This is a genomic window from Geofilum sp. OHC36d9 (assembly GCF_052400685.1).
In the GTDB taxonomy this organism is placed as follows: Bacteria; Bacteroidota; Bacteroidia; order Bacteroidales; family Marinilabiliaceae; genus CAZHHH01.
This window is the reverse complement of the sequence record NZ_JBQTGJ010000019.1, coordinates 44,034-57,173: the sequence shown is the minus strand read 5'-3', so window position 1 is coordinate 57,173 and position 13,140 is coordinate 44,034. Positions and strand designations below refer to the sequence as shown.

Sequence of the window (13,140 nt, the reverse complement as noted above, 5' to 3'; positions counted from 1 at the left end):
GTACAAACAACCCTCCGTGTACTTAAATTTTATTATTTAACAAAAACTTTTGTTGTCTCAATAGCTACTCCTTTAACAGCCACCAGATACAAACCATTACTACATTTCACACTAACATTGCTTGTTTTAGCGACTCCTTCATATACAAGGGTTCCTGACATACTATATACGGATATCATATTACCTACCGCACAATTACTTATTTCTATTGATCCACTTGCTCCAAAAACATTCAACTTAGAAAAAGAGCTCAATTTTATATCTGTTGGGGTACTAATATCATTTTGATCTTTAATCGTCTCAATAGCATCAACCGAAGGAAAAGTTCCAATCCAATCAATCTGATATGACTGACTATTAACGTTATCTGCAATTATAAAATGTAATCTACGAATATCAATAGCACCAGAGTATGACTCATCCTTGGTTAGATCGAAATAATAAATATTATTACTACCTGTTGAAACTATTTGACCATCGGCACCATAATTCCATTGAGTATTCATCCAGACATCAGAAGCTGTCTTCATTTCAAATTTCAAATTACCATCGGGACGTTCTCCCTGAAACTTAATGGCCAAATATTTATCAATTGCAGAATTCATGGAAATATCTGAACCTGCTGTTGATGTACCTTCATTGTACCAAATGTCGGCTCTATATTTATCTCCACTTAATACCATATCAACATCAATTAAACTATTGCTTACAGTATAAGTTCCACTATTTGAGACAGAGTATCCGGCAGGAAGATCATTTCCATCAAAACTCTCCGATAAAGCATTGGCAGCTTGTGATACATAGCTTATAAGAATATACGCCCCCCAGTTTTCATGACCATCAATCGAAATAGTTGTATTTTCCTTTTGGTGAATATCGTAACCGCTACCACTAGCTTCACCTACTAAAGCAAGGGACATAATCTTATCGTCTTCCATACATGTTTTAAAATAAGATGTTATATCCAATCCACCGTGAAAACTTTCAACATCACGATGCCAATCGGCACTAGTTGTTTGAACGCCAATAGCAGTCCAATCGGCTAATTCTGCAATAGTAGCTACAGTTGCAGGAGCATTATTCCAAGTAACAGTGCTTTCTTCCCAACTGCTTGCATACTCATATATTGATATTGTTCCGTTGTGTGAATTGTGATATCCCATAAATAACTGAGCACTCAATACATTACTGGCATCGTAATCTGACAAAGAATTAAAATCAAATTTAAGCAACCCCATTCGGTCAATTGCTTCATCAGCATTGGTCTTTACAATAAACTGGTTCGTTGTACTAAAATTGCCATCCGGATTACCGACCTGGATATGTGTATCAGCGACCACTTTCACGATATCCTGAGCATTTACCTGATTAACAGTTGTTAAACAAAAAACAGCTGCGACCATACTTTTAAGTAAAAAATTTTTTTTCATAGTCTTATGGTTTTAAATAGTGTTTGTCTATAAAGTCAACTTCTGCGTTACGCTTGTCATAAAAACAGTCATTTACGAAAAGTAAACGCCTTGATTTTTATGACTTCGCAAGCCTTGAATTTGAACTTTATATTTCAAACACTTAGTTTATGAACAGACTCTAAATAGATAAGGGAAAGGTGTTAATTACACTAAAAACGACTAGTTAAATTTTTATACCGAAGCAATGCCTCGAAATAATAATAATCAGCATATATTATGGAAGCGTCAATTTCTGTTCGCTTTGGCCAGTGTCCCGTAGAATGAAGCAAAAATGCCTGGTTTTTATTTCCACTCAAATATTTGTCAGAAGAAAGTTCCTTTAATAAACAGAGTGCGACCTCTTGATACTTTATCTTGCTATTTTCATCTTTCACATAAGAAGCCATTTCCAACAATCCAGAGGCAATGATAGCTGCTGCGGAAGCATCCTTTGGTGCATTAGGAATAGATGGATCATTAAAATCCCAATAAGGCACTTTATCTTGCGGCATCATTTGAATAAATTTATCAGCTAAATTAATGGCTGTATCTAAGAATTTTTTATCCTTTGTTTCTCTATAAACCATCGTGTAACCATAAATAGCCCAACCTTGTCCACGAGCCCATTGAGAATCATCTGAATATCCCTGATGCGTAACACCTTTAATAAAATGGCCATCAATAGTATCAAAAACAGCAACATGATAAGTGGTATAGTCGGGCCGTATTAATGTGTGCATACATGTCTCGGCATGTCTTACTGCTATATCGTATAACGATTGACTGCCTCCGTTTTTTGAGGCCCAAAAAAGGAGTTCAAGATTAATCATATTATCAATAATCGTATTATGCGGCCAATTCATTTTTTCCCTCATTGCTGGCCATGATAATATGGTTCCTACCTTAGGATTAAAAAGCGTTGCCAAAGAGTCAGCTGCCACTAATAAAGTTTTTTTATACTCAATACTCTTAGTTAAACGCTCTCCATTACCCATACTACAAAATAACATAAACCCAAGATCATGATTATCCACTGGCACATCTAAAATATCCTGAAGCGGATTTGTAAATCTTTTTGCCTGCGTTAAAATCGAAGTATCACCGGAAACTTCATAAGCGTACCAAAGTATTCCGGGCCAAAAGCCACTCGTCCAATCATGAATACCAACCTTATTCCAGTTTTTTTGGTATAAATATATATTACGAGGTAAACTATCAGCGTCATCTAATGTAAGCATGGTAGATCTAGTTTTATCAACACAATACTCTATCATATTATTCACATTAAATTCCTCATTATCCTTTTTTGTAACACAGGAAACAAGTAATCCCAATATTCCACCTATACCTAAAAATTGAATCAACAAATTTCTCTTCATGAACATTTATTTTTACGATGCTGGTTTACACAAACTCGATGAAGAACACAAATACTTTCCTGTGCTAAATTCATATAGCAGAATAAACTTCTCGATATATTAAATTCAAAAGCTCAAATCTCACTTACTTTTTCTTACCAATTTGATAGCAACGCCTCCAGAGTCGATCAATGTAAATTTCAAATTGGTTTTTGAGGTAATTACTTTTTTCCTCATCATGACTCCTGTTTTACTTCCAATATTGGCATCATCTTCATAAATACAAGCTTCATACTTTTCACTACGAGGTAAAAAATCAAAATTTATTTCTAACTCACGACCGTGCACATTTGTTATAGCACCGATATACCAATCGTCATCTTTTCGTCGGGCAATTATAACATGTTCGCCTATCTCTCCCGATAAAACCTTTGTATCATCCCAAACAGTAGGTAATGTTTTGAAAAATTCAGTTTCAGGAACATCTATAAGATATTCAGGCTTATCGTACCAATAAATAGTTTGTAACGGACTAAAATAAATAACGCCTAATGCCAACTGATGTGCATGAGTTGTTTTAATTCTTTTGTCCATATAACAAATGGTATAATCGCCAACCCCACCTACAAAACGAGTAAATGGCAAGATACAGTTGTGTGTAGCATCCGGGAACTCCTCATTTCCTCTAATACCTTCAACAGACACGATATTAGGCCAGGTTCTTGTTTCACCGGTCGTTCTGAATTCATCATGTATATTCACCATTAATTCATTTTGGGCAGCCAACTTAATTGCTTCGTGCAGCCACGTTGTCCAACGATATGAACCAACCTGAACAAATCCAAACTTAACGCCTTTGATTCCCCACTTCTTATAAAGCGGAAAAATCTCACGCATTTGACTCAATAATGCTTGCTGATTGACATACACCCATACACCAACACCTTTTTCTTTTCCATATTCGATCCAATGATGCAAATCTAAATCTATATCAACAGTTGAAGCATCGGAATTAAAATCAAAAGCAGGGCCGTACCATTTCCAGTCATAGAGCAAATAATCAACACCATTTTTGGACGAAAAATCAATTTGAGCCTTTGAGTTTTGATTGGTCTGGGTAATCTCACGCATAATTTTACCTGGTTTAATCCAATCAGTATTTGATATTTTGCACGGCTCATTAAGATTTAGTAAAATATCATTATTTTCTAATAACTGACCAGGTGTACCAGCAGTCATAATAACCCGCCATGGCGTTGTAAAATCAGTAATTGCATCTACATTACTATCGATAACTGTAACAATAGTCCCCGGAGAATTTTTCTTAATTTGAAATTTTGTTCTGGAATAATCAACCATTGCTGCTTCTGCCAAAGAAACATACAGACCATTGGGCAATACACAAGTTAAAGGTCTTTCTGATTGATCAATCCAGCCCCTGAGCGGTAATAATTCATATGGCGCCTGTGCCCAACGTGCGTACCATGCTTTTGTTCCCTCAGGAAAGACAAACTCCGTATTCTCTTCTACTATCTTATAATACAAACCTTTCGGATTCGTTGGAAAGTAATAACGAATAGCTGCTCCTGTATTATACATTCGAATATCAATTTGCATTTGATATCCTTTTTTGCTCCTTTTCTCGAATAAAAAAGAGCTTTGATTGTATTCATCTTTTACTATACTCCTCTCACCAAAAGCATTGTACCATGTCGTATTTACGCTTGTATCCTTTTGGGATATAAAATCCATATCATTAATAAAGTGATAATTATCATCTGGTTTGATAGCCATAGCCAACTCAGAGATATGATTATCCAGCACGATGTCGAGTTCTGACTTTTCGACAACAACTTTACCTTCGTACATCAAAAAATATGAAATACAAGTTTCTAGTTTTGCATTCTTCTCAATAATAAATGTTAATACATATTTCTCATCAGGAGATATTATTGTCTTTCTAATTTCTGCTTTTATAATTGCAAAAACGCTAAAAATAAAAACAAATAAGACTAAAATCCTTTTTCTAAATTCACACATACTGCTATAATTCACAAAATAAAACTAGTCCCTATACATCATTAAAGTTCCCCAACCTAATTGGTCAAAAGCACCACTATTAGACCCATAACGAGCGTCTCCAGAACCACCTTCAGGTCTTAATTTTTCGGCAAACATTTGAGTATATTGAAATCCAGAACTCAAACCTTTAACCTTTGCATAATGATTATATATAATTTCCCATCCTGGTCGGGCCGTCCCTCTTCCATCTTCTGAAACCTGAGTCTGAACATACTCCTGACTTTCCCCAACGAAAGCCGTATATGAAGTAAATGGCATTGCCGTTACAGAAACGATATATGAACCTTCACTATTCGCATTATCGCTTCCATTTCTGTAATTAAATAAAGCGGTATATTCACACATTTTTAAAATGACATTATCGTTTGCGGCAAAAAAATCTAATTCAGGCACATCTGTATTATTTAAATATAGCGTATAAGCCATCTGGCAAAGATTAGCAGAAACAGCAGAAACCATTGTGGCATGTCCTTGATCTCTGCCTGATTCTTGACATTGAGCTATAGTTTGTCCTGAATTTAAAGGATCATCATGAGTATCTATAATTAGCTGTTCAAGGCATCCATTTCCTACTCCTTTATAAAAATAATTCTTTACAAAAGTGACCATTTCGTCATTCTCAGTTAAGATACCTATTGCCAAATAAGAAGACATATTTACCAAATCCCAATTAGCCCAATAATGCGTGTCGCTGGCATTTGAATGCTCAGTAAGAAATTTGTAATTTTTAGCGGCAAAAACATCAACCATCCATGTTTTAAATAATGAAAAATCATCATCAGACCATCCATCATAATCACGGAGTAACTCACCCGCATTAGCAAAAGTATACCCTTGAGCTCCTGCTGCTAAATAATGGTTAGCATCATTCGATGTTATCTCGTCACATGTAGCTGCCCACTGATTTAAAATATCTATTGCATTGGCCGCATATTCATCATTATCGGTTAACTTCCATAAAAGAGCCTGCTGATAAGCTGCTGCCGCATCCTTCATTGCATAAACATAATTCTCAGAGGTATAATCTGTTCCAGTATAATCACCTCTTACAATTTGAGTTTGAGGTGTTGGATTATAAGCTAATTGAGCATAAGGCGATGCTTCTAAATTATTAAACTCAGTATATACATCACCAACACCTGTTGCTATGGATGCCTTAACACGAGTAAAATCATCTTCATTATATAATGCACAAGGATGTTCATATGTATAAGTCACTTCTTCATCATTCCCTTCATCTAAATCAAGGTCAACTGTACCAATTTTATTTTCCATGCACCCTACTATTCCTAATAATAGGACTGTAGTTATAGAAACTGATTTAAATACATTTTGCAACTTCATAATAAAATTCTTTAATATTTATTAATTGAGTTGCACTGATTAACTATTTAAATTAACCAGTACAACCTAATACTATTTAGTGTTTGTCTATAAAGTCAATTTCTGCGTTACGCTTGTCATAAAAACAGTCATTTACGAAAAGTAAACTCCTTGATTTTTATGACTTCGCAAGCCATGAATTTGAGCTTTTTATTTCAAACACTTAGTTTACGGACAGACTCTATTTAGCGTCAGCAAAAAAAACTCATATTTTTCCGTTACGCTCGCTATAAAAATGGTCATTCACATTATGGAATTCACATATTTCTAGCTTCGCATGCCTCAAAAATGAAGCTTTCTTATCTGCCACAAGCGTTTTCGGGTAAACATTAGTTATATTCTTACTCCCAAATTACACCTTGGCTTGTTAGATAATCCTCAAGGCTACTTATACTCTTAAATGTTTGAACCCAATATACAGAGTAAGATATCTGTTGAATTGGCGTTACTACCATATCAGCATATTTCCATTGGAAAGTTTTAAATTGTACGGATGCATCCGTTGGTAATAATCCGCCTGTTGAGAATTCCTGTTGGCTTAAATCGTAAATAAAAACATAACTACCATCGTTACACTTATAACGAGAAAACCACTTGTTGTTTCCACCACCAAGACTTCCTTTATAAGAACCATCATCGGTATTACTATCCACATTAATATTTCGACCTGTTACTTCAGCATAATCCATAACATCATCCATTTTAATTGCAACAATGGGGTAGTTACCGGCATGTAACCAAACATATGAATCTTGTTTAGAAAAGTCTGCTCGCTGTTTAGATGTACCATAAGTGTATACATCTAACTTTCCATAATTCCATTTAAAACTTGCACCTTGTAATTGCTGACTAGATGTTATGTTCCAAGTAATATTATTCTCATAATGAAACAGTTCTCTTACCAGACCTTCGGCTAATAAAATAGTTACCGAACTAGAGCTTCCTGTCTCTGGGCACGTTGCGTTAATAGTGACCTCACCAAATACTCCTTCTTGATTAAATGTAACCACACCTTTAGACACAGTTGCAATACTTTCATCGCTTGAAGTCCATTCTACTAATGATTTAGTTGCATTTGCAGGTTCTAAATCATAAGCTATAGAATACGTTTTATCACCAATTGCCCATTCATAATTATCACTATTGTAAGTTTGATCCAATATCACCGACTGTGGCTCAACAATTCTAATAATCTGCACATCTATTGATGCAGAAACAGCACTACCTTCATCTAATGCAGTTGCTGTAACGGTGACTGTTGTTCCCGGATCAGGATCACCTGAAACACCTGTCACAACACCATTTAGATCTACCATGGCAACACTCTCATCAGAACTTGTGAATTTCACTGTTTTATATGTCGTATTTGAAGGGTTAATAGTTGGAGTTATAGTTAATGTTTCACCTTCATAACATGATTCTGCACTACTTGTCAAAGTAATTGATTCAGCAGCAACAGCCACATCTGAAACGACAATTTTAATAGTCCCATAAATACCACTTCCCGAATAAAATACAGAAGGTGAAACTGTAATAACGGATGTACCTGCGCTAAGTGCCGTCACTACCCCATCTGCATCCACAGTAGCCACAGTTGCATCGGAAGAACTCCATTCTACATCAGAATAAGTAACATTATCGGGCGCCATAGAATATGTCAGATTAAGTATTTCTCCCTTAATCATAGGATAAACACTACTTTCTGTTTCATCCTGATAAATATATACCAGTTTACTATCTGGAATATTTAACTCTAATGAAGTTGCATAGATGGCTGGTTCTGCTGTTGATAAGCTCTCCTCATCGCACGATAGAGGCACAACAGCAGAAACGACTAATGTAAAACCAAATATATATTTAAAAATATTTTTCATTTTTCTCAATTTTTCAGTTAATAACTAATACGCTCACTCCCAACCAGGATTCTGTCCAAGATTTGGATTTAGCTGCACTTCATCAGAAGGTAAAGGATATAGATAATTTTTATCAGCCCAAGTTCTGTTATCATATAAAATTATTCTTCCATCACTATTAATACTTCTTGCTTGCTTAGTCCAATTTGTTTCAAACCAGGTTCCTGTAAACATAACACCTAATTGATTTTTTGGCATCTCATCTTCAGCTATAGCCCAACGCTTCAAGTCATCAATTCTAAACCCCTCTAAATAAAGCTCAATAGTTCTTTCTCTTCTGATTTCTTCCTGCATATCTAAACCATAGGTCGCAACAAAAGAATTACTTAGTTTAGGCATATCAGGATTAACTCGTTGTCGAACCAAATTTAGAGAAGCATCTAACTGCTCATCGGTAATAGCTCCATTTAACTCAAATTCAGCCTCGGCATAATTTAATAATACTTCAGCATAACGAATAACAGGATAATCATAAGTTTCATACTCATCTGCCACTTGCCGCTCCGTTGCCCATTTTTGATTTTGATAACCGCCATTTGAACGGACATCCATTGTTAAACAACTTTCTAAATCATCGTCTGTCCAACTGGTTCTCCAAGCTCCATCATTATTCCAATAATTTGCCCCATGTTTAATAAGAGAGGTACTCATACGATTATCTCTATTTTGAAACTCGGTTGTAGTGGTTGAATATCCTCCAAACAAATCAGAGACTTCAACAGGTAGACCATCAGAGCATAGATACATATTTGCTAATTTACTTGTGGGATAAATCACATTACCTAAGGCAGCATGAGAAATATTAACACCTAATTTATCACCATTATAATGCCTATGCGCTAAAATGTACTCTTTATTATCAGAGGTTGTTAAACCGGCAGGATTACATTGCGCAGCATCTTCTAAAATAAACATGTAACGGTAACTCTCAACTCCTAAAGTTTCATCATAAAACAACTCATAAGTTCCATCCATTACATTCAAAGCAGCATCTCTTGCAATAGTTAATAATTCAGAACTACGTGATGTATTATTGTTATGAAATTTCTGCCAGGTTCCTTCATAAAGAGCAACTCGTGATAAAAATGCGTAGGCTGCAGCTTGTGTTAAACGTCCATCTTCGGAAGCCGTAGCTGGTAAAGATAAGGCTGCATCCTTAAGGTCAGCAATAATTTGGTCAATCACAACCCTTCTATCATCTCGCTCACCATTTAATTCATAAGAATCAATATCTAATGGTTTTGTTAAAAGAATAACATCTCCATATAACTGAACTAACTCAAAATGTAAATAAGCTCTAAAAAACTTAGCCTCCGCAATAGGTACAGCTATTTCAGTTTCATCGCTATAACTTTTAGCTTTTTCAAGCAGTAAATTTGTATAGTATATTCTTTTATAAGTTTCACTATAATTTTTATCCTCCGTAGGAATTACATTTGTTCCCTGACTATAAGTATTTATAGAAGATGTAGCAATTAAATCTGATCTAAAATCACTATGAGGGCCATCAGAAAATCCATTATACGCGTTATAGTCATCTGATTTTTTAAAATCTCTGGTATATGCATAAAACTGATTTGCAAACAACTGAAAATTGTCAGCTGATGACCAGGTAATATTGTCTCCCATAGAATCCAATGGGTCTAAATCCATACATGATGTCATAAGCCCAATGAGCAAACATATATATGATAATCGAATTATATATTTCTTCATGACAGTTCGTTTTAAAATGTTAGATTAATTCCTACAGTATAGCTTCGTGTAAAAGGATACCTCTGCGTTCCTGCAGCATTTCTTTTTGCTTCAGGATCCCAACCATCCTTAATCTTAGTTGATTCCCACAAATCAGTTCCTGTTAAATAAATGCGGAAACCTGAAATATATTTTGTTTTAAACATCTTATCTGAAGGGAGTGAATATCCTAGAGTCAAATTTTTCAGTCTAATATACCTTCCATCCTGAGCAGTAAGTGAAGAAGCCTGATAGTTATAATTATTTAAATTACTATCATTAGTGTATGGTGCATAATACGCATTTGGATTGTTTTCATTCCATGTTCGACCAATAGATTGAGTCGTCGTATTTGTATAATTTGCGCGAAAAGGAACTGTCCAGTTATCAATGTCTCTATAGACAAAACGATTAGCAGCTCCCTGAAATAAAAGATCTAAATCAAACCCTTTATAACTCACACCTGCATTGAAAGAATAAGAAATTTCTGGAGTATCACTTCCTAAATACTCATAATCTTGTTCATCTAAAACACCATCTTTATTTAAGTCACAATACATATTATCTCCGACACGCAAGTTTGATGGCATTTCAATACCATTATTCTCATAATACTTCGCAATGTATGCATCTAACATCTCTAAATTTTGGATTTTCCCTCCATATCTTAATCCAAATATTGAGTTAAGAGAGTAACCTTGTTGTGTCGAGGTGTACCCCGAAGAAATAACAGACGTTCCACCATAATCGACTAATTCGTTACGTGCAAAAGACAAAACACCTCCCACATGATACGATACAGCTCCAATTTTATCTCTCCAAGTAAAACTCCCTTCATACCCCCAATTCTTAAACTCTCCTGAGTTTGCCTTCGGCGCAGAATCTCCTAATACAGAAGGGAAAGTAATACTAACCAGCATATTGTCATTTTTCTTCAAAAAAGCATCAACTGATCCTGATAACTTCTGATTTAGCACTGAAAAATCAAAACCTATATTATAATTTTTAATTCTTTCCCAACTTCGTGATGTAGATGCTAACACACCAGAAGTTTTAAGATATGATAACTTTGAGTCTCCGACGTAAGCACCATTTGAAGAACTAATATTATATAGTTGAACACCGTCATAATTAGAAATACCACTTTGGTTACCCATTTCGGCATAAGAGATCCTAAATTTTAACTGATCCAACCAACTAACGTCCTTCAAAAAATTTTCTTCTGAAATTCTCCACCCTAAAGAAGCACCATAAAATAAATCCCATCTATTTTCAGGCAAAAACTTGGAAGATCCATCGTATCGGCTGTTAAATTCAAGTAGATATTTAGATTTATAATCGTAGTTAAGTCGCCCAAAAAATGAAGTATTAGCATTTTGATACTTTTCTTCATCACCTGACAAAGAAATTTCTCCAGATCCATTAACAATTTCTAAACCTTCCTGGGTATCTAAAACTTTTACTCCAAAATATGTATACTGTTTAAATTCATACTGACTACCAACCATCAATTTAAAGGCATGATCTTCCAAGCTCTTTTTGAAATTCAAGTATCCTGACAGAGAATAAAAATCTGTTTGTGCATTAGTTTGCTTATAATATGAATTAGCTTGTGTAGGTGAGGTTAATACTTCATCTGTTCCTGTATAATTATAAAAAGAAATTGAATTCTGAGTTACATGTCTTGAAGCAGAAGATGTATTATAACCAACATTCACATTAGCATCCAGCCAATTAGTAACATCATATTTAAATGTTTCACTAATATTTATAGCTGACACCGACAATTTATTATCTCCTCCTTCTTCTGCCTTTGCAACAGGCGACCCCCAAGTTCCCCAGGCATAAGGCTTACCGTTCAATGATTTTAAAGGCAACCCAGGCATTGGCATCGAAGTCGTTAACATTGAACCAATAAATGTTGGAGCAACCTGCTCTTGTCGGTTATATGAAATAACCGACTCTAAAGTAGCCTTATCTGTAAAACTATAACTATTATTTACTCTAAACGTATATCTTTTATTATTGTTATTTCCATATTGCAAGTTTGACCCATCATATAAATAACTCATAGAAACCCTATATGAAGATCTTTCCGTCCCGCCTGATATAGAAAGATTATTTTCGGTAGAGTATGAATCTCCAAATAAAGAGCCTAACCAATCATCTTCGCAAAAAACAAAATCAGACACATCAGTAAAAGCCGAATTACCAAAAGGATTTGCACTTTCGGATAAATCAATATACTTTCCTTTATATGATTTAGCCAATTGAGCAAAAGTATACCAAACATTTGAAGTATTATCGTCATTTTCTAAAGCTGTCATAACACCATCTGCCCACTGATTCGTATTCATCAAATCCGGCATTAATCCCACTTTTTTAAAAGCCATTGTACCACTATACTCAAACTTGACATCTCCTGATTTTCCCTTTTTTGTTGTGATCAAAACAACACCTCCGGCTGCTCTTGATCCATAAATTGCGGCTGCTCCATCTTTTAAAAAATTCATTGACTCAATATCATTTGAATTCAACAGACGCAAATCATTAACACTATTATATGCTACTCCATCAACAATTATTAAAGGCTCCATTGAATTTACGGATGAAGATCCTCTTAACTTTAAATCCCAACTTTCATCTCCAGGAGCACTTGAAGCTCTTGAGACCATCACTCCGGGGACCTGTCCTTGTAGCGCTTGTAAAGGACTAGAAAGGCTTCCTTTTTCTTGTAATGTTTCCGAATTAATTGCTGTAACAGCGCCTGTTAATGTGGCTTTCTTTTGCACACCATATCCAACAACGACGACATCGTCAAGGCCGACGACATCAGAAAGAAGCGAAACATTAATAACACTTTGATCACCAACAACAAACTCTTGTGTTTTCATTCCAATAAATGAAAAAACCAAAATTTCGCCCTTGTTGATATTAATAGAATAATTACCATTAATATCGGTAATGGTACCAGTTGATGTACCTTTAACCACAATAGCAACCCCTGGCATTGCAGCCCCAAATTCATCAACGACTTTACCGTTAATTAGAGCTTGTTCTTGCTGTTGAGTTTGATCATAACTTATGACAAAATCTGCTTTAGCAAAATGCTCTATAAATAGGAATAACAAAGCAATTAAAAGTATCCTTGTTAATTTTTGGCTAACGCTCCAAAATTCAGCTGGATAATAGCCACTATATTCATCATAATTTTTCATA

The 13,140-nt window shown here is 35.0% G+C and carries 7 protein-coding genes; all 7 read right to left on the bottom strand.

The features are described 5' to 3' along the window. Positions 1–32: 32 nt before the first annotated feature. Positions 33–1,403, bottom strand: a complete 1,371-nt coding sequence (locus ACT3CD_RS14610) for a CBM96 family carbohydrate-binding protein (RefSeq protein ID WP_444646390.1) — start codon at positions 1,401–1,403, stop codon at positions 33–35. A 218-nt stretch (positions 1,404–1,621) separates the two neighbouring features. Further along, the gene (locus ACT3CD_RS14605) at positions 1,622–2,830 is read right to left on the bottom strand and encodes a glycoside hydrolase family 88 protein (protein WP_444646389.1); all 1,209 of its coding nucleotides are present in this window, start codon (positions 2,828–2,830) and stop codon (positions 1,622–1,624) included. Between the two features lie 120 nt (positions 2,831–2,950). After that, on the bottom strand, positions 2,951–4,849 hold the full coding sequence (locus ACT3CD_RS14600; RefSeq protein ID WP_444646388.1) for a glycoside hydrolase family 97 catalytic domain-containing protein: 1,899 nt from the start codon (positions 4,847–4,849) through the stop codon (positions 2,951–2,953). A gap of 24 nt (positions 4,850–4,873) precedes the next feature. Then, positions 4,874–6,235, bottom strand: coding sequence for an alginate lyase family protein (locus ACT3CD_RS14595; RefSeq protein WP_444646387.1), 1,362 nt, complete (start codon positions 6,233–6,235; stop codon positions 4,874–4,876). Positions 6,236–6,615: 380 nt separating this feature from the next. Beyond that, positions 6,616–8,148, bottom strand: a complete 1,533-nt coding sequence (locus ACT3CD_RS14590) for an Ig-like domain-containing protein (protein ID WP_444646386.1) — start codon at positions 8,146–8,148, stop codon at positions 6,616–6,618. A gap of 33 nt (positions 8,149–8,181) precedes the next feature. Further along, entirely contained in the window at positions 8,182–9,903 is a 1,722-nt protein-coding gene (locus ACT3CD_RS14585; RefSeq protein WP_444646385.1) for a RagB/SusD family nutrient uptake outer membrane protein, read from the bottom strand. 11 nt (positions 9,904–9,914) lie between these two features. Beyond that, positions 9,915–13,139 (bottom strand): SusC/RagA family TonB-linked outer membrane protein, encoded by a 3,225-nt coding sequence (locus ACT3CD_RS14580; protein ID WP_444646384.1) that lies wholly within the window; start codon positions 13,137–13,139, stop codon positions 9,915–9,917. Between the last annotated feature and the right edge of the window lies 1 nt (position 13,140).